At 73.3% G+C, this 23959-nt stretch carries 26 protein-coding genes; 14 read left to right on the forward strand and 12 right to left on the reverse strand.

Annotated elements, in window-relative coordinates:
• Nucleotides 1-95 precede the first annotated feature (95 nt).
• Together LCD35_RS24030 and LCD35_RS24035 are read right to left on the reverse strand one after the other, a co-directional pair.
• Entirely contained in the window at nt 96-548 is a 453-nt protein-coding gene (locus tag LCD35_RS24030; RefSeq protein WP_224958452.1) for an FCD domain-containing protein, read from the reverse strand.
• Nucleotides 461-688 (reverse strand): FadR/GntR family transcriptional regulator, encoded by a 228-nt coding sequence (locus LCD35_RS24035; protein WP_255615491.1) that lies wholly within the window; start codon nt 686-688, stop codon nt 461-463. The genes LCD35_RS24030 and LCD35_RS24035 overlap by 88 nt, the downstream gene beginning before the upstream one ends.
• Between LCD35_RS24035 and LCD35_RS24040 the strand changes: the two genes are divergently transcribed.
• From LCD35_RS24040 to LCD35_RS24060, 5 genes are read left to right on the forward strand one after another with little or no spacing between them, the layout of a single operon-like run.
• Entirely contained in the window at nt 584-805 is a 222-nt protein-coding gene (locus LCD35_RS24040; protein ID WP_224958461.1) for a hypothetical protein, read from the forward strand. The genes LCD35_RS24035 and LCD35_RS24040 overlap by 105 nt on opposite strands.
• 6 nt (nt 806-811) lie before the next feature.
• A complete protein-coding gene (locus LCD35_RS24045) occupies nt 812-2287 on the forward strand; it encodes an MFS transporter (protein WP_224967242.1) in 1476 nt (491 codons plus the stop codon).
• Between the two features lie 22 nt (nt 2288-2309).
• Complete coding sequence (locus LCD35_RS24050; RefSeq protein ID WP_224958455.1) at nt 2310-3239, forward strand: dihydrodipicolinate synthase family protein; 930 nt, start codon at nt 2310-2312, stop codon at nt 3237-3239.
• The gene (locus tag LCD35_RS24055) at nt 3236-4135 is read left to right on the forward strand and encodes an ROK family protein (protein ID WP_225044946.1); all 900 of its coding nucleotides are present in this window, start codon (nt 3236-3238) and stop codon (nt 4133-4135) included. Before LCD35_RS24050 ends, LCD35_RS24055 begins: the two co-directional genes overlap by 4 nt.
• Nucleotides 4132-4803 (forward strand): N-acetylmannosamine-6-phosphate 2-epimerase, encoded by a 672-nt coding sequence (locus LCD35_RS24060; protein ID WP_224978285.1) that lies wholly within the window; start codon nt 4132-4134, stop codon nt 4801-4803. The genes LCD35_RS24055 and LCD35_RS24060 overlap by 4 nt, the downstream gene beginning before the upstream one ends.
• 28 nt (nt 4804-4831) lie before the next feature.
• On the opposite strand, the gene LCD35_RS24065 is transcribed toward LCD35_RS24060, so the two are convergent.
• The 5 genes from LCD35_RS24065 to LCD35_RS24085 all read right to left on the reverse strand — a co-directional run bounded on the left by LCD35_RS24065 (nt 4832) and on the right by LCD35_RS24085 (nt 8705).
• Nucleotides 4832-5050 carry a PLDc N-terminal domain-containing protein gene (locus tag LCD35_RS24065; RefSeq protein ID WP_224958463.1) on the reverse strand — a complete coding sequence of 73 codons (219 nt, stop codon included), beginning with the start codon at nt 5048-5050 and terminating at the stop codon, nt 4832-4834.
• 273 nt (nt 5051-5323) lie between these two features.
• Nucleotides 5324-5587, reverse strand: a complete 264-nt coding sequence (locus LCD35_RS24070; RefSeq protein ID WP_224978284.1) for a PLD nuclease N-terminal domain-containing protein — start codon at nt 5585-5587, stop codon at nt 5324-5326.
• Between the two features lie 152 nt (nt 5588-5739).
• Entirely contained in the window at nt 5740-5955 is a 216-nt protein-coding gene (locus LCD35_RS24075; RefSeq protein ID WP_224967240.1) for a PLDc N-terminal domain-containing protein, read from the reverse strand.
• Between the two features lie 188 nt (nt 5956-6143).
• On the reverse strand, nt 6144-7277 hold the full coding sequence (locus LCD35_RS24080; protein WP_224958466.1) for a mandelate racemase/muconate lactonizing enzyme family protein: 1134 nt from the start codon (nt 7275-7277) through the stop codon (nt 6144-6146).
• A 66-nt stretch (nt 7278-7343) separates the two neighbouring features.
• Complete coding sequence (locus LCD35_RS24085; RefSeq protein ID WP_224958467.1) at nt 7344-8705, reverse strand: MFS transporter; 1362 nt, start codon at nt 8703-8705, stop codon at nt 7344-7346.
• 367 nt (nt 8706-9072) lie between these two features.
• Here LCD35_RS24085 and LCD35_RS24090 point away from each other — a divergent pair, with 367 nt between their 5' ends.
• The 8 genes from LCD35_RS24090 to LCD35_RS24125 all read left to right on the forward strand — a co-directional run bounded on the left by LCD35_RS24090 (nt 9073) and on the right by LCD35_RS24125 (nt 18846).
• Nucleotides 9073-9456 (forward strand): hypothetical protein, encoded by a 384-nt coding sequence (locus LCD35_RS24090; RefSeq protein ID WP_224958468.1) that lies wholly within the window; start codon nt 9073-9075, stop codon nt 9454-9456.
• 291 nt (nt 9457-9747) lie between these two features.
• Nucleotides 9748-10035 carry a helix-turn-helix domain-containing protein gene (locus tag LCD35_RS24095; protein WP_224958470.1) on the forward strand — a complete coding sequence of 96 codons (288 nt, stop codon included), beginning with the start codon at nt 9748-9750 and terminating at the stop codon, nt 10033-10035.
• Between the two features lie 286 nt (nt 10036-10321).
• Nucleotides 10322-11320: a tripartite tricarboxylate transporter substrate binding protein gene (locus LCD35_RS24100; RefSeq protein ID WP_225044948.1), complete on the forward strand. Its 999-nt coding sequence runs from the start codon at nt 10322-10324 to the stop codon at nt 11318-11320.
• Nucleotides 11317-11790, forward strand: coding sequence for a tripartite tricarboxylate transporter TctB family protein (locus tag LCD35_RS24105; protein ID WP_224967238.1), 474 nt, complete (start codon nt 11317-11319; stop codon nt 11788-11790). Before LCD35_RS24100 ends, LCD35_RS24105 begins: the two co-directional genes overlap by 4 nt.
• Nucleotides 11791-13287, forward strand: a complete 1497-nt coding sequence (locus tag LCD35_RS24110) for a tripartite tricarboxylate transporter permease (protein WP_224958473.1) — start codon at nt 11791-11793, stop codon at nt 13285-13287.
• A 55-nt stretch (nt 13288-13342) separates the two neighbouring features.
• The gene (locus LCD35_RS24115; protein WP_224978280.1) at nt 13343-14212 is read left to right on the forward strand and encodes an FCD domain-containing protein; all 870 of its coding nucleotides are present in this window, start codon (nt 13343-13345) and stop codon (nt 14210-14212) included.
• 40 nt (nt 14213-14252) lie between these two features.
• A complete protein-coding gene (gene acnA / locus LCD35_RS24120) occupies nt 14253-16871 on the forward strand; it encodes an aconitate hydratase AcnA (protein ID WP_225044950.1) in 2619 nt (872 codons plus the stop codon).
• A gap of 118 nt (nt 16872-16989) precedes the next feature.
• Nucleotides 16990-18846, forward strand: coding sequence for a transglycosylase domain-containing protein (locus LCD35_RS24125; protein ID WP_225044951.1), 1857 nt, complete (start codon nt 16990-16992; stop codon nt 18844-18846).
• Here LCD35_RS24125 and LCD35_RS24130 read toward each other — a convergent pair.
• The gene (locus LCD35_RS24130; protein WP_224958477.1) at nt 18843-19061 is read right to left on the reverse strand and encodes a hypothetical protein; all 219 of its coding nucleotides are present in this window, start codon (nt 19059-19061) and stop codon (nt 18843-18845) included. The genes LCD35_RS24125 and LCD35_RS24130 overlap by 4 nt on opposite strands.
• A 175-nt stretch (nt 19062-19236) precedes the next feature.
• Here LCD35_RS24130 and LCD35_RS24135 point away from each other — a divergent pair, with 175 nt between their 5' ends.
• Nucleotides 19237-19926: a type 1 glutamine amidotransferase domain-containing protein gene (locus tag LCD35_RS24135; protein ID WP_224958479.1), complete on the forward strand. Its 690-nt coding sequence runs from the start codon at nt 19237-19239 to the stop codon at nt 19924-19926.
• Nucleotides 19927-20018: 92 nt separating this feature from the next.
• On the opposite strand, the gene LCD35_RS24140 is transcribed toward LCD35_RS24135, so the two are convergent.
• The 4 genes from LCD35_RS24140 to LCD35_RS24155 all read right to left on the reverse strand — a co-directional run bounded on the left by LCD35_RS24140 (nt 20019) and on the right by LCD35_RS24155 (nt 23869).
• Nucleotides 20019-21338 (reverse strand): aspartate aminotransferase family protein, encoded by a 1320-nt coding sequence (locus LCD35_RS24140; protein ID WP_224958480.1) that lies wholly within the window; start codon nt 21336-21338, stop codon nt 20019-20021.
• Nucleotides 21339-21408: 70 nt separating this feature from the next.
• Nucleotides 21409-22290: an SAM-dependent methyltransferase gene (locus tag LCD35_RS24145; RefSeq protein WP_224958481.1), complete on the reverse strand. Its 882-nt coding sequence runs from the start codon at nt 22288-22290 to the stop codon at nt 21409-21411.
• A gap of 175 nt (nt 22291-22465) precedes the next feature.
• The gene (locus LCD35_RS24150) at nt 22466-23203 is read right to left on the reverse strand and encodes a MerR family transcriptional regulator (protein ID WP_224958491.1); all 738 of its coding nucleotides are present in this window, start codon (nt 23201-23203) and stop codon (nt 22466-22468) included.
• 312 nt (nt 23204-23515) lie between these two features.
• Nucleotides 23516-23869, reverse strand: a complete 354-nt coding sequence (locus tag LCD35_RS24155) for a hypothetical protein (protein WP_224958482.1) — start codon at nt 23867-23869, stop codon at nt 23516-23518.
• Between the last annotated feature and the right edge of the window lie 90 nt (nt 23870-23959).

A 23959-nucleotide genomic window follows, 5' to 3' on the forward strand; every position in this document is an offset into this window, starting at 1 on the left:
CGCCCCCGCGCGGGGGCGGGGGGGGCGGGGGGGGGGGCCCCCCCCCCCGGGCCGGGCGGGGGGGGGGGCCCCCCCCCGCGTCCGGGCCCAGCCGGTCAACCGTCGAAACCCAGGCGGTGGTCGATCTCCGCGAAGTGGGCGGCCATCGCCTCCCGCGCGGCCGCGGCGTCCCCGGCGCGCAGCGCGTCGACGATCGCGGAGTGCAGCCGCACCGTCTCGGCCTTCTCGGCGGGGCCGGGGGCGCTGAGCGCGTCGTGCGCGGTGCGGTAGGCGTCCCAGAACACGTCGACGAGCTGCCCGATCAGCAAGTTGTCCACCCGCGCGTACAGCAGCCGGTGGAATTCGCGGTCGGCCTCCGGGTCGAGCTCGGTCTCGTCCATCGCGGTGCACAACGCGTCCATCCGGTCCAATGTGGACTCGTCCAGCTCGCCGGCGAGCCGTCCGGCGACGCCGACCTCGATCAGCTCCCGCACCTCGATGAGGTTGCGCAGCCCCACCAGGTCGTCCCCGCCCGCGACGGCGCGGAACGCCAGCGACGGCGACAGCACGTGCAGCGAGGCCTCCCCACGACGGTGCCGTGCCCGTGCCGGACGTCGACGATGCCGAGGGCGCGCAGCGAGCGCACCGCCTCCCGCACGCTGTTGCGCGACACCCCGAGCAGTTCGATCAGTTCGAGCTCGGTCGGCATCAGGTCGCCGGGCCGGAGCCCGCGGTCGTGGATCAGCTCCAGCACGTTCAGAGCTCACCGCTGACCCTGCCGACGCCGGTACCCCGCGCGGACCGGGCCGACGACGAGCGCTCGTGAACCGAGGTGACCCATGCGCCGCGCCACCCCCACCGCAGACCCACCCAGCGCGTCCGCCCCTGGTACCGGCAGCTGGACCGCGCGCAGTGGAAGGCGTTCGCGGCCGCCAGGATCGGCTACCTGCTGGACGGCTTCGACTTCGTGCTGATCACGCTGGTGCTCACCGAGGTCAAGGCGGAATTCGGGCTCACCGCGGTGCAAGCGGCCACGCTCGTGTCGGCCGCGTTCATCTCCCGGTGGATCGGCGGGCTCACCCTCGGCGCGCTGGCCGACCGGTTCGGCCGCAAGTCCGCGATGATCGCCAGCATCGTGCTGTTCTCCGTCGGCACCCTGATCTGCGGGCTCGCCCCCACCTTCGGCGTGCTGTTCGCCGCGCGGCTCGTCGTCGGGCTCGGCATGGCGAGCGAGTACGGCGCCAGCTCCACCTACGTCATCGAGTCCTGGCCGACGTCGATGCGGAACAAGGCCAGCGGATTCCTCATCTCCGGCTACTCCATCGGCACCGTGGTCGCCGCGCAGGCCTACAGCCTGATCGTGCCGAACTTCGGCTGGCGCGCCCTGTTCTGGATCGGGCTGCTGCCGATCCTGCTCGCCGTCTGGCTGCGCCGCAGCCTCCCCGAGTCGCGGGACTGGTCGCGGGCCGCCGCGCGGCAGGACGCGACGCCGTCCGTCATCGGCATCCTGTTCACCGGGCGCCGGGCGGTGCTCAACGCGGTCAGCGGGCTCGCCGCGCTCGGCGCGCTGATCGCGATCTTCACGCAGGCCGCCGGATCAGCGTGGCTGATCGCGGTGCTGGGCGTGGTCGCCGCGGCCGTGTTCGCGTCCTACGTGGTGCAGTTCACCGGGCCGCGCTGGCCGACCGGCATCACGGTGCTGGTCATCGTGTTCACCGCGTTCCTGTACTCGTGGCCGATCCAATCGCTGCTGCCGACGTACCTGAAGACCGACCTCGGCTACAGCACCACCGACCCCGGGAACGTGCTGTTCTTCGCCGGGCTCGGCGCCGCGGTCGGTTGCTGCGTCGCCGGGTTCACCGGGGACCGGCTGGGCACCCGGCGGGCCTACTGGATCAGCCTGCTCGTCTCGCAGGTCGTGATCTTCCCGGTGTTCGCGATCGGCGGCAGCAGCCTGCTCGCGCTGGGCGCGCTGCTGTTCGTGCAGCAGGTGTTCGGGCAGGGCATCGCCGGGTTGCTGCCGAAGTGGATCGGCGGCTACTTCGACGTGCGCCACCGGGCCGCCGCGCTCGGGTTCAGCTGCAACGTCGGTTCGCTGGGCGGCGCCGTCGCCCCGGCGCTCGGGGCCGCGCTCGGCAGCAGCCTGAGCCTGGGCACCGCGCTGGCCGTGCTGTCGTTCGGCCTGACCTTCGTGGTGCTGGTCCTCATCGCCGTCGACGCCCCGTCCCGGATGCAGCGGTGGCTGCGCCCCGACGCGGTGTGGACGACCGACGCGGTCGACGGCAGCGAGATCCGCGCCGCGTCCTGAACCGAGAAACCGAAGGAGAGACATGGAATCCCGCATCCGCGGCGGCGTCGTCCCGCCGGTGTGCACCCCGCTCACCCCCGATCTGGAGGTGGACACCGGTTCGCTAGAACGGCTGCTGGAGCACCTGCTGGCGTCCGGGGTGGACGGCGTCTTCGCGCTCGGCTCCACCGGCGAGATGGCGTACCTGACCGACGCGCAGCGCGAACAGGTGCTGCGCACCACCACCGCCGTCGTCGCCGGGCGCGTCCCGGTGCTGGCCGGGGTCATCGACACCACCACCCCCCGGGTGCGCGAGCACGTGCGCGTCGCGGAACGCGCCGGGTGCGACGCGGTGGTGGCGACCGCGCCGTTCTACACCCGCACCCACCCGGCGGAGATCGCGCACCACTTCCGGCTGCTCGCCGAGAGCACCGAGCTGCCGCTGTTCGCCTACGACATCCCGGTGTCGGTGCACTCGAAGCTGGGCGCGGCGACGCTGCTGGAGCTCGCGGCGGACGGCGTGCTCGCCGGGGTCAAGGACTCCAGCGGGGACGACGCCGCGCTGCGCGGGCTGCTGGTGGAGCGCGCGGACCGCGGCCTGGAGTCGTTCCGGGTGTTCACCGGCTCGGAGCTGACGGTGGACACGAACCTGCGGATGGGTGCGGACGGCGTGGTGCCCGGGCTGGGCAACGTGGACCCGGACGGCTACGTGCGGCTGGCCCGCGCGTGCGCCGCGGGCGAGTGGGACGCGGCGCTGGCCGAGCAGGAGCGACTGGTGCAGCTGTTCGCGCTGACCTCGGTGGGCGATCCGGCGCGGATCGGGGCCAGTTCCTCCGCGCTGGGCGCGTTCAAGGCGGGGCTGCACCTGCGCGGCGTCATCGACCACGCGGTGACCGCACCGCCGCAGCTGCCGCTGACCGCGGACGAGGTGGACGGCGTGCGGCAGCGGCTGGTCGCGGCGGGTCTGCTGTGACGCTCGTGCTGGGCGTCGACATCGGCGGCACCGGGATCGTCGCGGGCCTCGTCACCGCGGACGGGGCGATCCGGGACCGCGCCGCGGTGCCGACCCCGGCGGCGGACGGGCCGGTGGCGGTGCTCGACGCGGTCGCTGCGGCCGCGTCCCGGCTCGGCGGGGAGTTCGCCGCCGCCGGGGTGGGCAGCGCCGGGGTGATCGACCGCGGATCGGGCTCGGTGCGCTCCGCGACGGACTCGATCAGCGGCTGGGCCGGCACCGAACTGCGCGCGGAACTGGCGGCACGGCTGGGAGTTCCGGTCGTGGTGGACAACGACGTGCACGCGCACGCGCTCGGCGAGCTGTGGACGGGCGCGGCCGCGGGCAGGCGGCACGTGCTGTTCGCCGCGGTCGGCACCGGCATCGGCGGTTCGATCGTGGTGGACGGCAGGCCGCACCGCGGCGCGCACGCGGTGGCCGGGCACCTCGGCCACCTGCCGGTGCCCGCCGCGGCGGGGCGGCCGTGCTGGTGCGGCGGCTCCGGGCACGTGGAAGGCGTGGGCAGCGGGCCCGCGCTGCTCGCCGAGTACCGGGCGCGCGGCGGGACTGCGACGACGCTGCCGGAGGTCGTGGTGCGCGCCGGGATCCGGGACGTGCTGGCGGCGGCGGTGCTCGCCGACGGCGCGACCGCGACCGGGCAGGCGCTGGGCGGGCTGGTGAACGCGGTCGACCCGGAGCTGGTGCTCGTCGGCGGCGGTGTCGCCTCCTGCGGCCCGGCCTGGTGGGAGCCGCTGCGCGCGGCGGTGGCGGCCGAGGTGCTGCCCGCGGTGCGCGGGACACCGGTGCTGCCCGCGGAGCTGGGTGCGGACGCGGCGGTGCTGGGCGCCGTCTGGATGGCGTGGGAGGAACTGGCGTGAACGTGCTGGAACGGTTGCGGGGCCGGCTGATCGTGTCCTGCCAGGCCTACCCCGGGGAGCCGCTGCGCGACCTGGATTCGATGCGGCGGATGGCGCTGGCCGCGCTGCACGGCGGTGCGGCGGGCATCCGCGCGCAGGGCCTGGACGACCTGCGGCTGATCCGCGAGTCGGTGGACGTGCCGCTCATCGGGTTGTGGAAGGACGGCGCGGAAGGCGTGTACATCACCCCGACCGCCGACCACGCGGTGGCGGTGGCCGGGACGGGTGCGGACGTGGTCGCCTTCGACGGCACGGACCGGCCGCGACCGGACGGCAGGCCGCCGGCGGAGACGATCGCCGCGATCCACGCCGCCGGGCGGCTCGCGATGGCCGACGTGTCCACTGTGGAAGAAGGAGTGCGGGCGGCGGAGCTGGGCGCGGACGTCGTCGGCAGCACGCTGTCCGGCTACACCGGTGCGGGGCCGAAACCGACCGGCCCGGACCTGGACCTGGTGGCGGAGCTGGCCGCGGTGCTGCCGGTGCCGGTCATCGCCGAGGGCCGCATCCACACCCCGCAGCAGGCGGCCGCGGCGATCGCCCGGGGCGCGCACGCGGTCGTCGTCGGCACCGCCATCACGCACCCCACCACGATCACCGGCTGGTTCGCCGGGGCGCTGCCCTCCCGGTGAGCCGACGGGCCGATCGCCCGCCCCGGCCTCAGGTCGAGCGGAGGGTGCGGGGGCCGCGGACGTACCAGAGCACCGGGCCGACGAACGGCAGCGCCAGCGCCAGCAGGACCCACAGCATTGCTCGGCCGCCGTCGAGCTCCGGCTGCACGAGGATGTCGGCGAGCGCGTGGAGGAAGAGCAGCAAGGCCAGCAGGAGGGCGAGCTGCCACAGCGCGGGTACGCCCAGGTGGTCGAGCAGGTGGTGCACGGTGTCGGCTCCGTTCTCGGTGGTTCGCCGTAGTGGAACCACCGTCGCAGCCGGAGCCGCCCTCCCGCGTCGATCGATCGACCTCGTCGCGCTGTCCGAAGGTCGATCCCCGGGTGGCCGTTCGGCTCGCAGCCGGGTTCTGCCGGGTCGGGCTCGGTGAGCGGGACGCCGGGCCGGGCTCGGCCGGGCCGGCTCGGCGGGCGCTCGGCGGGCGGACCGCGTCGGTCCGGGGTGGCCGCCCGGTCAGCGGGCGTCCGGTGAGCGACCGCCCGGTCAGCGGGCGAAGCGCCGGTGGGCGTCCGGGCGGCCGACGACGAACCACAGCAGGCTGCCCAGGAAGGGCGCGATGAAGGCCAGCACGATCCACACCAGCTTCATGCCGCCGCTCAGCGCCGAGCCGAGGATGCTGATCAGCGCCGCGATGAACAGGAACACGAAGGCCGCCGCCACGAGCAGGCTCCCGCCCACCAGCAGGAAACCCCAGATCTGTTCGGTGCCGTTCGCCGCGGCCATCGACTGCTGTGCGACCAGGGACATCATCGGAAAGCTCCGTTCTCAGTGGACCGTCTCGGTGGCGTCCGCCGCCGACGTGAACCACTTTCGCAGTTCTGGACGTCCTCGCACCTCAGAAGATCGGCCGGAACGGGATTGACCGAAAGTCCTACCTCCGCTGCCGAACGGCCCGCCGGTCAGCACCGGAGCCGGCGCCGCGCGTCCTCGCGGCCGACGGCGAACCACAGCAGGCCGCCCAGGATCGGCGCCACGCACACGACGATCAACCAGACCAGCGTCATCCCGCAGCCGGTCCCGGAGGTCAGAACGCTCGTCACCGCGGTGATGAAGAAGATCGCGTAGCCGATCAGGAACAGCGTCAGGAATGCGGCGACCGGGTCGAAGTGGGACATCGGGAACTCCATTCCTCGCGGGGCCGGTGGCACCTCCACCGACGCATCCCACGGTTCCCGCTCCCCCCGGCCGCTCGCCTCGACGAACCGGCCGGACTCCGCGGACCGATCGGCCGAGCCCGTCCGGTCCGGCACCGACCGGCCGTCCCGGCGGACGACCGCGGTGCGGCGCCCGCCGGCCGGGAGGGTCAGGTCTGGTCGTGCTCCGCGACGGTCCAGGCCCGGGCCTGGTCGCTGAGGGTGATACCGAGGCCGGGTCGCGGGGACAGGTGCATCCGGCCGTCGGCGATCTCCAGGTGCTCGTTGAACAGCGGATCGAGCCATTCGAAGTGCTCCACCCACGGTTCGTGCGGGTAGGCCGCCGCCAGGTGCACGTGGATCTCCATCGCGAAGTGCGGTGCCAGCTGCAGGTTCCGCTGCTCGGCCAGCGCCATCACCTTGAGGAACCGGGTGATGCCGCCGATGCGCGGTGCGTCGGGCTGCACGATGTCGGCGCCGCCCAGCCGGATCAGTTCGGCGTGCTCGGCGACGCTGGTGAGCATCTCGCCGGTGGCGATGGAGGTGTCGAACGCGGCCGCGAGGCCCGCGTGCCCCTCGGCGTCGTAGGCGTCGAGCGGTTCCTCGATCCACACCAGGTCCATCGGCTCCAGGGCGCGGCACATCCGGCGCGCGGCCGGCCGGTCCCACTGCTGGTTCGCGTCGACCATGAGCGCGACCTGGTCGCCGATCTTCTCGCGCACCGCGGACACGCGGGCCAGGTCGGTGCGGCCGTCCGGGTGCCCGACCTTCAGCTTGATTCCGCCGATGCCGCCGGCGACGGATTCGGCGGCGCGCTCCACCACTTCTTCCACCGGCGAGTGCAGGAAACCGCCCGAGGTGTTGTAGCAGCGCACCGAATCGCGGTGCGCGCCGAGCAGCTTCGCCAGCGGCAGCCCGGCCCGCTTCGCCTTCAGGTCCCACAGCGCCACGTCGAACGCGGCGATCGCCTGCACCGACAGGCCGCTGCGTCCCACCGAGGCGCCCGCCCACACCAGCTTGTCCCAGATCTTGCCGATGTCGTGGGGATCCTCGCCGATCAGCACCGGCGCGATCTCGCGGGCGTGCGCGAACTGGCCGGGGCCGCCGGCCCGCTTCGAATAGCCGAATCCGATGCCCTCGCAACCGGATTCGGTGCTGATCTCGGCGAACAGCATGGCGACCTCGGTCATCGGCCGCTGCCTGCCGGTGAGGACCTTCGCGTCGCTGATCGGCGTGGCCAGCGGCAGCGTCACCGAAGAGATCTTGACGCGGCTGATCCGGTCGAGGGTGGCGGACTGGGGCATCGGGCGAACTCCCTTGCACGAGGGGATTTTCCGGTCACTGCCTGGATCTCAGTGGGAACGAGCGGTTCAGGAGTCGAAGTGGATGCGCTTGATCGGACCCATCACGGCGAACCCGACGAGCGCGAGCAGCCCGTGGGCGGCGACGAACCAGAGGGCGGTGGTGAACGAACCGGTGGCCTGCACCGTGTAGCCGATGACGATGGGCGTCACGATGCCCGCCGCGTTGCCGAAGGCGTTCATCGTCGAGGCCACGAAGCTCGACGCCTGCGGCGGCGCGATGTCGGTGGTGATGGCCCAGCCGAGCGAGCCCACGCCCTTGCCGAAGAAGGCCAGCGTCATCAGCGCCACGATCAGCACGCTGCTGTCGGTCAGGTTGCAGAGGGCGATGCTGGTGGCCAGCAGCATGCCGAACACGGACGGCACCTTGCGGGCCGCGGTCAGGGAAAAGCCGCGCCGCAGCATCGCATCGGACAGGAATCCGCCGAGCAGCCCGCCGCCGAAGCCGCACAGCGCGGGCAGCGCCGCGACGAAACCGACTTCCAGCAGGGACAGCCCGCGGCCCTGCACGAGGTACACCGGGAACCAGGTGATGAAGAAGTAGGTCAGCGCGTTCACCGCGTACTGCGAGACGTACACGCCCCACAGGGCGCGGGCGGAGAAGATCTGCCGGAAGGTGGCCGCGTTCAGCGGTGCCCGCTCCTGCACCCGTTGCGCGTCCCCGCTCTTCGGGGCGTCGAGGTCGACGAGCCCGCCACCGGAGCTGATCTTCTCGAACTCGGCCGCGGACACCCGCGGGTGGTCGCGCGGCGAGTCCATCCAGCGCAGCCACAGCGCGGCCAGCGCGAACCCGAGCACGCCGAGCAGCACGAACACCCAGCGCCACCCGTACTGGTGGGTGATCCACCCCATGATCGGGGCGAACAGAGCGGTGGCGAAGTACTGCGCCGAGTTGAAGATCGCGGTGGCGCGGCCGCGCTCCGCGGTGGGGAACCAGGCGGTGGCGACCCGCGCGTTCGCGGGGAACGCGGGCGATTCGAACGCGCCCAGCAGCAGCCGCAGCACGAAGATGGTGGCCACCGCGATGAGCACCGGTGTGGTGACCAGCCCGACGGCGCTGACCGCGAGCGTCACCGCCGTCCACAGCACCAGGCTCCACGCGTAGACGCGGCGCGCGCCGAACCGGTCCAGCAGCATCCCGCCGGGCAGCTGCGCCACCACGTACGCCCAGCTGAACGCGGAGAAGACGTAGCCGAGCTGCACGGTGCTGAAGCCCAGCTCCTCCTGCACGCTGCTGCCGGTGATGGACAGGCTGCTGCGGTCCGCGTAGTTCACCACGGTGATCGTGAAGATCAGGGCGAGCACCAGGTAGCGAGTGGGGATGCGCGTCCCCGCCGTTCTCCCGGCCGCTCCCGATTCATTGCCAGACATCGTCGTCCTTCCGCAGGGGAAAGCGAGCCGGTAGTCCCGGAGCGGCACCACCGGGGTTCCCGATCGCGAAGTGCCAGCAGACTAGGGTCGGCAGATCATGCGCGGCCAACACCGTTTCGGCATCATCCGATGCCGAAAATGAATCGGGATTCCGCGCGGACCAACGAAGACGACCGATCGGAGCAGCACCCGGTACCACCTCGGCGGAATCCGATTCATCCGAAGAATTCCCGTTCTGCCGTTGCGGTGATCAGCCTGGAAACGCTCCGGAGAATCGTGTGAAGACCTCACCGAAGCCGATCAGGCTTCCGCTGGCGATCCGTGGGGGAATGCCGGACTGGGGTCCAACAGAAAATCGAGGAAGCGGATGCACATCGCGAAGAAGGCGGCCACCGCCGCCGCGCTGACCGGCGCCGTCCTGGGAACCGCACTGGTGGGAGGCGGCGCGGCCGCCGCGGCTCCGAACGATTCGGACGGCGTCATCACCGTTCTGGGAACGTGCGGGGACACGTTCTCCCCCTCGGTCGGCGGGGGCGCGGCCGGGTGGACCATCACCTGCGGCAGCGGGAAGGTCCGGGTGCAGGGCTGGGTCAAGGACACGAAGGCGGACGGCAAGGCGGCCGAGGTGTACGGGAGCTGGGGCAACGGCGACAGCTTCGGCACCGTCCGGGCCGGTGGGAACGGCACCGAGAAGGAGTTCAACAAATCGCATTCCGGAACGACGGTGAGCCTGCACCTGCGGGTCATCTGATCCACCCGATCCACCGCCCCCCGATTCCGGTACGACAATTGCGGCGGGAATCGGCTGAATCCTGAATTCGAATCGAACCCGGGAGCACGCGCGGCGCGCGCAAGAATGCGCCGCGCGTGTTCCCACGCACCCGGAGCGATTCGGGCGGAGGACGAACCGGGGGCGGGCCGCCGCCGATCGCCCAGTACTCTGCTCGGCGGAGCGGACGGAGGGATCGCGATCAGCACTCGGTGCCCCACGGGCGAGCACGAGCACCACGACGTCTACGAGGCCCAGTGCCCCTGCCGGTCGGTGTTGGACCTGCTGGCGAACAAGTGGTCCGCGCTGGCGATCGGCGCCCTCGAAGCGGGACCGCACCGGTTCGGCGCCCTGCAGCGGCGCCTGCAAGGGGTCAGCCCGAAGGTGCTCACCCGGACGCTGCGCCGTCTGGAGGCGACCGGGCTCGTGGCGCGGACCGTGTACCCGGAGGTACCGCTGCACGTCGAGTACGAGCTCACCGAGCTCGGCCGCGGCGCCGCCGTCCCGCTCAACGCCCTGCGCGCCTGGGTCGAGGACCACATCGACCAGCTCCCGCGCTGAACGGACGGGCGCTCCGGCGCCGCGCGCTCCGGTGCTCGCGAGCACCGCCCCGGACGCATCCCTGCCGCACGTCCCGCCACCGGCGCACGCTTCCCGCCGCCGCGGCGATCCCGCACACCCCCGAGCTCGTCCGGCCGCGGCTGTTGACTGCGCCACACCCAGCTCCATATTGTTCTTCCGCTCGACTTAGTACAAACCATGATCTTGCGGGAGCGCACATGACGATCAGCGGCGATCGTTGTCCGGGTGGCGGCCGCGCCGCCGAACGCGCACGGCGGCGGACCCCGTGCTGAGGCCGGGCGGGCTCGTCACCCGGTGCGCGACGGCGGTCCTGGGACTGGCGGTGGTCACCGCGGGCGCGACGTCGGCGTGGGACACCGCCCGCTCCGGCGCGGGACTCCGGGACAAGCTCAAGATCGTGGCCCCGGCCGCCCCCGGCGGCGGCTGGGACACCACCGCCCGCGAGCTCCAGCACGCCGCGCAGGCGAACGAGCTCACCGGCACCGCCGAAGTGCTCAACGTCGAAGGCGCGGGCGGCACCATCGGCCTCGCCCGCACCGCGAACCAGCCCGGCGACCCGAACACGCTGCTGCTCACCGGCACGACCATGCTCGGGGCGATCGAGATCAACGGGTCGTCCACCCGCGTCTCCGACACCACGCCCATCGCGCGGATCACCGAGGACTACGACGCGATCGTGGTGCCCGCCGACTCCCCGCTGCGCACCGTGCACGACCTGATGGACCGCTGGCGGGCCGACTCCGGCGGGGTCGTCGGCGGAGGCGGCTCGATCGGCAGCCTGGACCACCTGCTGGCCGGGTCGGCGGCGGCCGAGGCCGGGGTGGGGCCCGCGGGGTTGAACTACATCGCCTACTCCGGCGGTGGTGAGATGGTCGCCGCGCTGCTCGGCGACCACCTCGACGTCGGGTTCGCCAACACCGACGAGATCAGCGACCAGGTCGCCGCGGGCGAACTGCGGGTGCTCGGCGTCTCCGCGCCGCAGCGCACCACCGACCTGCCGGACGCGCCGACGCTGCGCGAAGCCGGCGTGGACATCGTGCTGTCGAACTGGCGCGGGCTCGTCGCCGCACCCGGCATCACCGCCGAGCAGGCCGCGGACGCGCGCGCGTTCGTCCGCGAGCTCACCGCCACCCCGCAGTGGCGGGACGCGCTGCGGCGCAACAACTGGCTGGACGGGTTCCAGGACGGACCCGAGTTCGACCGCACCCTCGCGGCGGAGACCGACCGGATCCGCGACATCACCGAGAAGCTGGGGCTCGCATGACCACCACCGACGCCACCTCCGGACGCGGTTCCGACCGGCTGCTCGCGGGCATCGTGCTCGTCCTCGGCGGCTTCCTCGTCGTCGAAGGGCTGCGGTTGCCGCTGCCGGTCAACGTCGGCCACCTCGGCCCGCAGTGGTTCCCGATCGCCGTCGGCGCGCTGCTGGTCGTGCTCTCCGGCGCGCTGCTGCGCGGGAGCGGCCGCGCCCCCGCCGAACCGCGGGAGCGGACCGATCGGCGGGCGTTCCTGCTCGTGGTCGCGACGCTCGCCGCGCACCTGGTGCTGCTCCCGCTCCTCGGCTGGATCCCGGCGGGCACCGCGCTGTTCTGGGGCGTGGCGCGGGCCCTCGGCAGCGGCAGGGCCCTGTTCGACCTGGGCGTGGCCGTGGTGTTCGCCTGCGCCGTCCAGTTCGCGTTCACCGCCGGGCTCGGCGTCGCGCTGCCGGTCGGACTCCTCGCGGAGGTGCTGTGAATGGACGCCTGGAACCTGCTGCTCGGCGGCTTCGCCGACGCGCTGTCCCCGACGAACCTGCTGCTGTGCCTGGTCGGCGTGGTCCTCGGCACCGCCGTCGGAGTGCTGCCGGGGCTGGGCAGCTCGATGGCCGTGGCGATGCTGATCCCGCTGACCTTCCGGCTGGAACCGACCGGGGCGTTCATCATGCTCGCCGGGGTGTACTTCGGCGGGCAGTTCGGTGGGGCCACCACCGCGATCCTGCTCAACACGCCCGGCCAGTCGTCGTCGATGGCCACCGCGTTCGAGGGCTTTCTGATGGCCCGGGCCGGACGCGCCCCGCAGGCGCTGGCCACCTCGGTGCTCGGGTCGTTCGTCGGCGGGACCATCGCCTGCATCGCCGTGGTGTTCTGCGCGCCGCACCTGGTGGACTTCGCACTGCGGTTCGGGCCCGCCGAGTACTTCGCGCTGGCGCTGTTCGCGTTCGCCGCCACTGCCGCGGTCGTCGCCGACTCTGCGGTGCGCGGGATGACCGCGCTGGGGCTGGGCCTGGCGCTGGGGGTCGTCGGCATCGACGCGCAGACCGGGGTGGCGCGCTACACGCTCGGGTCGGACTCGCTGCTCGACGGGATCAGCGTCGTCGTGGTCACCGTCGGGATGCTCGCCATCGGCGAGGTGCTGCACGTCGCCGCGCGAGGTCCCGGCACCCACCGGTTGCAGGACGTCGCTTCCGGGCGGCCCTGGCTGAGCCGCCGGGACCTGCGGCGCTCGTTCCTGCCGTGGCTGCGCGGCACGGCCGTCGGCCTGCCGTTCGGCGCGATCCCCGCGGGCGGCTCGGAGATCCCCACGTTCCTGTCCCTCGGGCTGGAGCGGCGGCTGGCCCGCCGGCGCGGCGGATCCGAGTTCGGGCGCGGCGCCATCGAAGGCGTCGCCGCTCCCGAGGCCTCGAACAACTCCACCACCGCGGTGTCGCTGGTCCCGCTGCTCGGGCTCGGCCTGCCGACCTCCGCGACCGCGGCGATCATGCTCGGCGCGTTCCAGCAGTACGGGATGCAGCCGGGGCCGCTGCTGTTCGAGAAGGAGGGCGATCTGGTCTGGGCGCTGCTGGCGAGCCTGTTCATCGGCAACGTGCTGCTGCTGGTGCTGAACCTCCCGTTCGCGCCGGTGTGGGCGAAGCTGCTGAGCATCCCGCAGCACTACCTGTACGCGGCGATCGCCGTGTTCGCGACGCTCGGCGCCTACTCGTCGAAGCTGGCGATCTCGGACGTGGTGCTGGTCTACCTGGTCGGGTTGCTCAGCTTCCTGTTGCGGCGCACCGGGGTTCCACTCGCGCCGGTGCTGATCGGCGTGATCCTCGGCCCGCTCGCCGAACGCGAGCTCCGGCGGGCGATGGCGCTGGGGCAGGGCGACGTGCTGGTGCTGGTGCAGGGTCCGATCGCGATCGGCCTGTACGCGGTGCTGGCCGCGGCGCTGGTGGTGGCGCTCGGGATGCGGCGGCGGGCCGCGGCGCGCGGGTGAGGAGGAGCCCGCGCCCGCCGATTAGCATCGCCTCGACGACGACGGCGAGGAGATCATGGCCCCCACCATCGAGACGCAGGTCATCGACCTGATCCGGCGTTCCGGGCTGGAGCGGGACGCGCACGTGCGCGAGCAGTGGGTGGCCGATTCGCTGGACATCTCCCGCTCGCCGGTGCGCAAGGCGCTGTCCTACCTCGCCGAGCTGGGCCTGGTGACCCGGCAGCCGAACCGCGGCTACTTCCTCAACCGCTCGGCCGCGGAACTGGCGCACGTGGACCTGTCGGCGGACGACGCCGCGGAGGACGCGTACTTCCGCATCGGCGACGACCACCTCAGCGGCCGGTTCACCGGCGAGTTCACCACCGCCGAGGTGCGTCGGCGGTACGGGCTCACCGCGCGCGAGGCCGACCGGGTGCTGCTGCGCATGGAGCGGGAGGACCTGATCCGGCGCAGGCCCGGCCGCGGCTGGGCGTTCCAGCACCTGCTGACCACCGCGGAGGCGCACGACCAGAGCTACCGGTTCCGCATGATCGTGGAACCGGCCGCGGTGCTCGAACCCGGCTTCACCGTGGACGCCGAGAAGTTCGCGCTGCACCGCGAGCAGCAGCGGGCCCTGCTGAACGGGGACGCGCTGCTGCTGCCGCGCGGCGAGCTCTTCCGGGTGAACGCCGAGTTCCACGAGATGGTGGTGGGCTGCGCGGCGAACGCCTACCTGCTCGATTCGGTCAGCCGGGTCAACCGGGTCCGCAGGCTCGTCGAGTACCGGCACCAGACGGACCGGCAGCGGCTGGTCCGCCAGGCGCGGGAGCACCTCGAACTGCTGGACCTGCTCGAAGCCGGGGACCGCGAGGCGGCGTCGCGGTTCCTGCGCGACCACCTCGACGAGGTGCGCGCGGTGAAGACGCGGCTGCCCGGCACCCGCTGAATCATTTTGTTTTTACGCGCGACTTCGTACAATCATTGTCATGGTCGGAACCGCTGAACTCACCGTCGGGGAGCGCGCGCACCGGTACGTCCCGCTGCGGGAGATCGCATCCGAGGCGGAGCTGGCCGCGATGCCGCACGCGATCCGCGTGCTGCTGGAGAACGTGGCCCGCCGCGCACCGGCCGCGCTGCCCGCCGTGCTGCGCCGCGCGCGCGACCGCACCGGCGATTGCGCGGTGCCGGTGCACCCGAACCGGATCATGCTGCACGACACCACCTGCCTGCCCGCCCTCGCCGACTTCGCGGGGATGCGCGACGGCCTCGCCGAGCTCGGCGGCGATCCGGAGCTGCTGCAGCCCGCCATCCCGGTGGACCTCACCGTCGACCACTCGGTCATCACCGAGGTCTACGGCACCGCCGACGCGGTGGAGCGCAACCTGCTCATCGACTTCCGGCGCAACCGGGAGCGCTACGAGTTCATCAGGTGGGCCGAGCGCAGCGTGCGGAACTTCCGCGTCGTGCCACCGGGAACCGGCATCATCCACCAGGTCAACATGGAATCCCTCGCGCGCGTGGTGTGGGCGGACGACTCCGGCGAGGTGCCGCTCCTGCACCCCGACCTGCTGGTGGCGACCGACAGCCACACCCCGATGATCAACTCGATCGGGGTGGTCGGCTGGGGCGTCGGCGGGCTGCAGGCGCAGGCCGCGATGCTCGGCGAGCCCGTCGTCCTCCCGTTCCCCTCGGTCGTCGGCGTGCGGCTGCTGGGCAGGCTCCGCAGCGGGGTCACCGCCACCGACCTGGCGCTGACCGCGACCGAGGTGCTGCGCGCGCACGGCGTCATCGACAAGTTCGTCGAGTTCTTCGGCCCCGGCGCCGCCGACCTCGGCTGGGCGGACCGCGCCGCGGTGGCGAACATGGCACCCGAGTACGGCGCGACCTGCGCGTACTTCCCGTTCGACCAGCAGGCGCTGGACTACCTCGAACTCACCGGCCGCGACGCCGACCACCGGGCCGTGGTGGAGGCGTACCTGCGGGCGCAGGGACTGTTCCGCACCGGCGGGGAACCCGACCCGGTCTACGACGAACTGCTCACGCTCGACCTGGACGCGGTGGAACCCAGCGTCGCCGGGCCCCGGCTGCCGCACGCGCGGATCCCGCTGTCCCGGGTGCCCGCGGCCTTCCGCGCCGCCGCCGGGGAGCAGGAACCCGCCGCGGGCGCGTTCGACGAGCCCGTTCCCGCGGGCGGTGTCGCCATCGCGTCCATCACCAGCTGCACCAACACCGCGAACCCGGCGCTGATGGTGCAGGCCGGGCTGCTGGCGCGGCGGGCGGCGGAACGCGGGCTGCGCGCCAAGCCGTGGGTGAAGACCTCGCTGTCACCGGGTTCCCGGGTGGTCAGCGACTACCTCGACGCGGCCGGGCTGCTCGCCGCGCTCGGCGACACCGGGTTCCACGTCGCCGGGTTCGGCTGCATGACCTGCATCGGGAATTCGGGGCCGCTGCACCCGGCGGTGGACGAGCTGGTCGACGAGGGGTTCGCCGCGACCGCGGTGCTGTCCGGGAACCGCAACTTCGCCGGGCGGGTCAACCCGAAGGTCGACCACTCGTTCCTGGCGTCCCCGCCGCTGGTCGTCGCCTACGCGCTGGCCGGTTCGGTGCTGCACGACTTCGAGGCCGAACCGATCGGGCGAGACCGGGACGGGACGCCGGTTCACCTCGCCGACCTGTGGCCGTCGGACGAGGAGGTCCGCCGGGTCGTCGCGGAGTCGGTGCGCCCGGAGATGTTCCGCGCCAACACGGGCCGGCTGCGGGACGGCACCGCGCACTGGCACGAGCTGAGCGCCCCCGCGGGCACCCGGTTCCCGTGGGACCCCGCCTCTACCTACATCCGGCGACCGCCGTACGTGGCGGACCTGTCCCGGGACCCGCGGGGCGAGCTCGGGTTCGACGGCGGCCGCGTGCTGCTGCTGCTCGGCGACGACGTCACCACCGACCACATCTCCCCCGCCGGGGCCATCCCCGCCGACAGCGCGGCCGGGCGGTACCTGCGGGAGCGCGGCACGCCGCCGCGCGACCTGAACCAGTACTCCACCCGGCGCAGCAACCACGAGGTGATGCTGCGCGGCGCCTTCACCAACCGGGCCGTGGTCAACCGGCCCCCCCCGGCCCGGGGGGCGGGGGGGGGCGGGCGCGCGCGCGACGCGGCCGGGCGACCGGCTTCCGCTTACGAGGCCGCGATGTCCTGCCGCGAGGCCGGGATCCCGCTGATCGTCGTCGCGGGCAAGAACTACGGCGCCGGGTCGAGCCGGGACTGGGCGGCGAAGGCGCAGGCGCTGCTGGGCGTGCGCGCGGTGCTCGCCGAGACCTTCGAGCGCATCCACCGCAGCAACCTGATCGGCATGGGCGTGCTGCCGCTGCTGTTCGAGCCCGGGGAGTCCGCCGCCGACCACGGGTTCCGCGCCACCGACGAGCTCGCCCTGACCGCGCCGGAGGCGCTGGTGCCCGGGCTGAACCGGCTCGTGCTGACGATCCACCGGGACGGGGGCGAGCGCTCGCTCACCGTGCTGCTGCGGGTCGATTCGGACAGCGAGATCGCCTACCTCCGGCACGGCGGCACCCTCCCCTACGTGATCCGCGGGGCGCTGCCGCGGGCGTGAACGAGCGGGCGCGCGGTACTCCGGGTCGTGCGGTTCCGGGGCCGCGGCCGCAGCTCGCGGGGAGATCCCTCGCCGGAAGCGGTGGAACATCCGCCGGCCGCCCGGCAAGATCAGCGGGATGGACGAGGACACGACCGCGGCGCGGCGCCCGCGGAAGCGGTGGCGCCGCGCCCTCCGGGGCGTGCTGATCGCGTGCGGCGCGCTGGTGGCGGCCGTGGGGATCGCGTTCGGCATCGGCTACCTGGTGTGGCCCATCCCGGACCCGGTCGAGATCGCGGCGCGCACCGACCAGTCGGTGCTGATCGCGCACTCCGACGGCAGCGAGATGACCCGGATCGTGCCGTCGTCCGGGAACCGGACCATGGTCGACGACCTGCGCGCGGACGTGTCGAAGCCGATGCGGGACGCGACGCTCGCCGCCGAGGACGCGTCCTTCTACCGCAACAGCGGGTTCGACCCGCTCGGCATCGTGCGGGCCACGTGGTCGCAGGTGACCGGCGGCGTGGGTGGTGGTTCCACGCTCACCCAGCAGTACGTCAAGCTCGCCACCGGCGCCGACGAGCACACCTACACCCGCAAGTTCAAGGAGGTCGTGCTCGCGTTCAAGGTGACCAACGAGCTGCCGAAGGACGAGATCCTGCAGGCCTACCTGAACACCGCGTACTACGGGCGCGGCGCGTACGGGGTGCACGCGGCCGCCGAGGCCTACTTCGGGAAGCCGCCCGCCGACCTCGACCCGAGCGAAGCCGCGCTGCTGGCCGGGATGGTCCAGCGCCCGACGGAGAACGACCCGGCGTACAACGCCGAGCAGGGCCGGGCCCGCTGGGAGTACGTCGCCGGGCAGCTGCGGCGGCACGGCATGGTCGACGACGCGCAGGCGGCGAAGATGCGGATGCCCGGAACCCGGGAGCGCTTCGCCTGGCGCGGCGAGGCGCTGTCCGGCACCACCTACGAGATCCGCCAGCAGGTGCTGGAGGAGGCCGAGCGGGCCGGTTTCACCGAGGGCACCTTGCAGCGCGGCGGCTATTCGATCATCACCACCATCGACGCCGCGGCGCAGCGCGCGGCGGAGCAGGCCGTCGCCGAGGTGACCGCCCGCGCACCGGGCTCGCACGCGGCGCTGGTCGCGATCGAACCCGGCACCGGCGCGGTGCGCGCGTACCACAGCGGTGCCACGACGGCGGGCGGCTACGACTGGGCGGCGGCGCCGCAGCACCCCGGCACGGCGTTCGAACCGTTCGCGCAGTTCCTGCAGCTCGCGGGCTCGCAGGCGTCGCAGGAGGCCGGCTGCGAGGGCCCGGAGTGCTCGTCCCCGCGCCCGCAGGCAGCACTGGAGGCGGAGACCGTCCGGCGGAGCGCGGCGCGGCTCGGCTTCGACACCGGTTCGTGGGAGCCGTCCGGCCGGTCCGCGTTCGACGCGTTGACGGCGGGCGAGCAGCCGGTCAGCGCCACCGACGTCGCGCACGCCTACGCGACGATCGCCGCGGACGGGCAGGAGCGGAAGCCGCGGATGCTGAGCCGGATCCTGGACCAGGACGGCCGCGAGGTGCTGGCCGCCGAGTCCGCCCCGCACCCGGCGTTCGCCGAGGACGCCGAAGCCTCGGCGTTGCTGGCGCGCAAGGTCGCCGGTTCCCGGTGGCCGGAGCTGGCGCGGTCCTACGGGACGGAGCCGCTGGTGGTCGAGCGCGGCCGGTACCACTCGATGACGGCGTGGACGAGCGGGTTCACCCCGCGGCTGGCGACGTCGGTGGTGCTCAGCGCCACCGACGAGCAGAACCGGTCGCGGCCGCTGGTCGACGCGGACGGCCTCCCGCTGGACGGGACGGCCGCCACCGACGACGTCTGGCGCCTGTTCGAGGTGGGGCGCGGAGGCGCCGGGGCGCTGCCCCCGCAGCCCGAGCAGGGAGCCGAACCGGGGGCCAGGCCGGGCGGCCGAGCCGAGGAGCCGGACCGGGAGGTCAGGCCGGGCGCCTAGGCCGGGACGACGGGGACGACCCAGCCGTCGTCCGCGGCGGTCCACTCGACCTCGCGGGTCCAGCCCGCGGCGCCGAGCTCGGCGTCGGCCCGTTCGATCCGCGCATCGCCCGCGGGCAGTTCCAGCTCGGTGACCGGCGAGCCGCGGTCGTCGCGGACGACGACCACGGGCGGCCCGCCGGAGTTCGCGGTGATGAAGTGCGCGTTGTTCGCCATGTGCGCCTCCTGGTCCGGTGCGGGCCCCGCGGCGGGGCCTCCCCACCGGGAGTACCCGGTCGGCGGGATCACCACGCTCGGACCGGTCCCCTGGTGTGAAGATCGGCCCGGCCGGGGACCCCGGACGTGGGCACCGCCCGACCGAACGTCCTGCAGCCGAAGTGGAAAGCAGCTCATGAAGGTCCTGATCGTCCTCACCTCGCACGACCGCCTCGGCGACACCGGGAACAAGACCGGTTTCTGGCTGGAGGAGCTCGCCGCGCCCTACTACCGCCTGAAGGAGGCCGGTGCCGAGCTCGTGCTCGCCTCCCCGCAGGGCGGCGAGCCGCCGCTCGACCCGAACAGCGGCGCGCCCGACGCGCAGACCGACGCCACCCGCCGCTTCGAAGCCGACCCCGAGGCGACCGCCGCGCTCCGCTCCACGGTGCGGCTGGACTCGGTGTCGGCCGACGACTTCGACGCCGTCTTCTACCCCGGCGGGCACGGACCGCTCTGGGACCTCGCCGAAGACCAGGACTCGATCCGGCTGATCCAGGACGTGCTGCGCGCCGGGAAGCCGGTCGCGCTCGTCTGCCACGCCCCCGGGGTGCTGCGGCACGTCGCGGATCCCGCCGGTTCCCCGCTGGTCCGCGGCAAGCGCGTCACCGGGTTCACGAACTCCGAGGAGGCCGCGGTGCAGCTGACCGAGGTCGTGCCGTTCCTGGTGGAGGACGAGCTGAAGTCCCTCGGCAGCGACTACTCGCAGGGCCCGGACTGGTCGTCCTACGTGCTGCGGGACGGCCTGCTCATCACCGGCCAGAACCCGGCCTCCTCGGCCGCGGCGGCCGACGACCTGGTGGCGCTGCTCGGCGAGCGGAGCGCCTGACCCGGTCGGGGCCGGCCCGGCCGGCCGGGCGATCCGGCGCCGGGCCCGGGAAGCACGAGCGGGCCGGTGCACGACGCCGGGGCGGCCTCCGATCAGCGCGCGGTGGACGGCGGGCCACCCACCACCGCGCGCAGCGCCGACTCCAGGCGGTCCACGCCTTCGTGCAGGTCGGCCTCCTCGATGGTCAGCGGGGGCGCGATGCGGAAGATCCCGCCCATGCCGGGCAGCTGCACGATGTTCACGTGCAGCCCGCGCTCCAGGCAGGCGGCGGTGACGGCGCGGCCCAGGTCGTCGGCCGGGGTCTTGCTCGCCTTGTCGGTCACCAGCTCGATGCCCTGCAGCAGGCCGCGGCCGCGCACGTCCCCGACCACCTCGTACCGGTCGTGCAGGTCCAGCAGCCGGGACCGCAGCTCCTTGCCGAGCCGCGCGGCCCGCGGCACCAGGTCGTCGCGCTCCAGCACGTCGAGCACGGCCAGCGCCACCGACGCGGCCAGCGGATCGGACACGTGCGTGGTGAAGAACAGGAATCCGCGCTCGTGGCAGGACTGCTCGATCTCCGGGGAGGTCAGCACCGCCGCCACCGGGATCCCCGCGCCGAGCGTCTTCGACAGGGTCAGCAGGTCCGGCACCACGCCGTCGCGCTCGAACGCGTACATGGTGCCGGTGCGGCCGAGCCCGGTCTGCGCCTCGTCGAGGACCAGCAGCATGCCGCGGCGGTCGCAGTGCTCCCGCAGCTTCGCCAGGTAGCCAGCGGGGAGTTCGATGATGCCGCCGGAGGACAGGATCGGTTCCACCACGCACGCGGCGAAGTTCCCGGTGGACTGCTGGTCGACGAGCCGGAAGCCGTAGTCCAGTTCGGACTCCCAGTCGTAGGAGCCGTCGGCGTGCCGGAACGGCGAGCGGTAGGCGTCCGGGGTCGGCAGCGTCAGGTTCCCCGGCACCGGCGGCCCGTACCCGCGGCGGCCCGCGGAGAACGTGGCGGCCGCGGCACCGGAGGTCATCCCGTGCCAGGAGCGGTCGAAGGCGACGACCTCCCAGCCGCCGGTGTGCAGCTTCGCCATCTTGATGGCGGCCTCGTTGGATTCGGCGCCGGTGCTCAGCAGCAGCATCCGGCTCAGCGGGTCCGGCAGCGTCGCGGCGAGCCGCCTGCCGAGCTCCACCACCGGCCGGCTCAGCATCCCCGAGTACAGGTGGCCGAGGTTCGCCACCGCCTCCCCCGCCGCGCGCACCACGTCCGGGTGCGCGTGCCCGAGCAGCGCGCTCATCTGCCCGGACGTGAAGTCCAGGATGGCGTTCCCGTCCGAGTCGTGGACGTGCGAACCGGCGGCCCGCTCGATGATCCGCGGCGTGAACGGCCCGCCGTACCTGACGAGGTGGTCGGCGGCGCACCGCCAGAAGTCCTGGTCGTCCACTGTCCGCTCCCGGCTCGGCGCCACGTGTGCGACGCCGAGCCTAACGATCAGCGGCGGGACGGCAAGGGTGCTAGCCGCGCGGCTGGAGCGGTTTGCGGCCGACGCCCGCCCAGATCCCGGACTGCTCGGGGTGCTCGAACCCGAGGTCCTTGGTGTGGTTGGGGCTGCGGTCCTCCGGGTGCCACTCGGACGTCCAGGCCATGCCCGGTTCCATCAGCTCGAAGTCGCCGAGCAGGCCTTCGATGTCCTTGCGCGGCCGCCAGATCACCGGGCTGGAGGAGCGGTCGTACATGGCCTTGATACCGGCGAGCTTGTCCTCCATCTCCGGCAGCACCCCGTCGTCGGTGATGTGCGAGATCGCGAGGTAGGAGCCGGGCGGCACGAGTTCGCGGTAGCGGGCGACGACCTGCTCGGAGATGTCGGTGCCGTCGGTGCCGAACTGCTGGACGTGCAGGACCGCGATGAGCAGCACCGCGATCGGCTTCTCCAGGTCCAGCACCCCGGTCTCCAGCGCGCGCTGCCACAGCTTGTCCGGGTTGCGCAGGTCCGCGTTGACGGCGGCGTGCCGCTTCGGGTCACCGTGCTTGTCCAGCAGCACCTTGGAGTGCGCGACCGCCACCGGCTCGTTGTCGATGTAGACCACGCGCGAGTCCGGTTCGATCTCCTCGGCGACCGAGTGCGTGTTCCCCATGGTGGGCACGCCGGACCCGATGTCGATGAACTGGTGCACGCCGTGCGCGACCAGCCGCCGCACGGCCCGGTGCAGGAACAGGCGGTTGCTGACGGCGATCGGGCGCAGCAACGGGTACTTGTCGATGACGCTGCGGCCGAAGGCCCGGTCGATCGCCCAGTTCGCGTCGCCGCCGAGGTACCAGTCGTACACCCGGGCCACGCTGGGCTTGGTCAAGTCCGCGGTTTGCGGTGGGTACGGATCCTTGCCCGAGACGCTCATACGTGTGATCTTCCTGCCGCCGCCGAGAAGTCGTCCGCACACTGTAGTACTCCGCGTGCACGCTGTGATCCACGCACGGTCACCGGACCGCTCTGGCTCGGAACACGGCTCGTGGGGCGCTCCTCGACCCGTGCCGCGCCACCTCGCGGCGGACGCGGCGAACCGGGCGTTCCGGTCATCCGCCGTCGTCCCGGGGCCGCTCGGCGACCTCGGGGCCCACCCGCCGCAGCACGTCTAGCTGGGCCGCGTTGTAGAGCTCCGCGACGGCTTTGCCGACGGTCCGCCGGGCGAACGCCGGGCCGCCGGGCGCGTCCTCGTGCGCCTCGGTCAGGTCCGGGTTCAGCGCCCGCAGCGCCCGCACGTAGGGCCTCATGCGCTCGGCGAGATCGGCGCGGGTCGCCTCGTCGGCGTCCGCGGGCAGCGCGTCGAACTCGTCGGCCGCCGGGTCCTGCGGCAGGTTCTCCAGCATCTTCGCGTAGGTCCGCATGCCTTCGGGGCCGAGGACGCGGGTCACCACCACGACCAGGTTCCGGTCCGCATCGGACAGGTCCCGCACGCCGGGTGCCAGGTCCGGCGGCAGTTCGGCGGGGGTCGCGCGGTTGAGGACGACGCCGAGTTCGACGCGGGCGCGCTGCAACCGTTCGATGGTGGCGGCGAGGTCGGCGTCCAGCGCGCGCAGCGCCTCCGCCGGGTGCTCGTCGTCGGCGCCCATCTCGGCGACCTGGGCGAGGGAGAAGCCGAGCTCGGTGAGCCGCTTGATCCGCAGCACCCGCAGCAGGTGCGCCACCCCGTACTTCTTGTAGCCGTTCGATCCCCGCTCGGGCTCGTCGAGCAGGCCGACGTCGTGGTAGTGCCGCACCGCGCGCAGGGTCGTGCCCGCGAGCTCCGCGATCTCCCGGGTGCTCCAGCCCACCGCGCTCATCCCTCTCCACCGGCCCCTCTCCACCGGCCGCGCCCGGGACCGCTCGCCGCGGTGGGCCGGTGCTCGGGCGCGTCCGGTGCCCCGGGCCGGTGCCGCGGAGCATATCGAGTGGATCTCGGGGTCGCCGCCGCACGGGCCGCCGCGCCCCGCGGCCCCCCCCCCCCCCCCCCGCCCCCGCCCCCGCGGGGGGCCGCCCCCGCGCGCGGGGGGGGGGGGGGGGGGGGGGGGGGGGGGGGGGGGGGGGGGGGGGGGCGCCCCGGGGGCCCCCCCCCCCCCCCCCCCGCTCGGCGGGACGGGCCGGGATCAGCAGCCCTTGATCATCTTCTGGATGGAGCCGGACAACCCGTGGTTGAACTCCTTGCTGCTCTTCTTCCCGGCCGGCATCGACAGGCACTCCAGCCAGGTGTTCTCCGCGTCGGCCAGCTGCACGCTGACCTTGGCGGTCGTGGAGCAGTGGTTGTTGTAGTAGACGCGGGTGTTGAGGCTGCCGGTCGACCAGGACAGGTTCGCCTTGCCGCCCGTGCAGCTCACCGAGTAGTGGTGGTCGGCCTTGGCGGTCGCGTCGGGTGCCGCGGAGGCGGGCGCGACGAGCAGCGCCAGGCAGGCGGCGGTGCCCGCGGTCGCTCCGGCGATGCGGCGGAAAGCCTTCGTGTTCATCTGAGTTCCTCCCAGTGCGCGGCCGGCCGCGCGGCCCGGCCGTCGGTTCCCGTTGCTCGGCGCCCACCCCCGGAGCGCCGTACGCCGATC

Source organism: Saccharopolyspora sp. 6V (assembly GCF_020176785.1).
GTDB classification, from domain to species: Bacteria; Actinomycetota; Actinomycetes; order Mycobacteriales; family Pseudonocardiaceae; genus Saccharopolyspora_C; species Saccharopolyspora_C gregorii.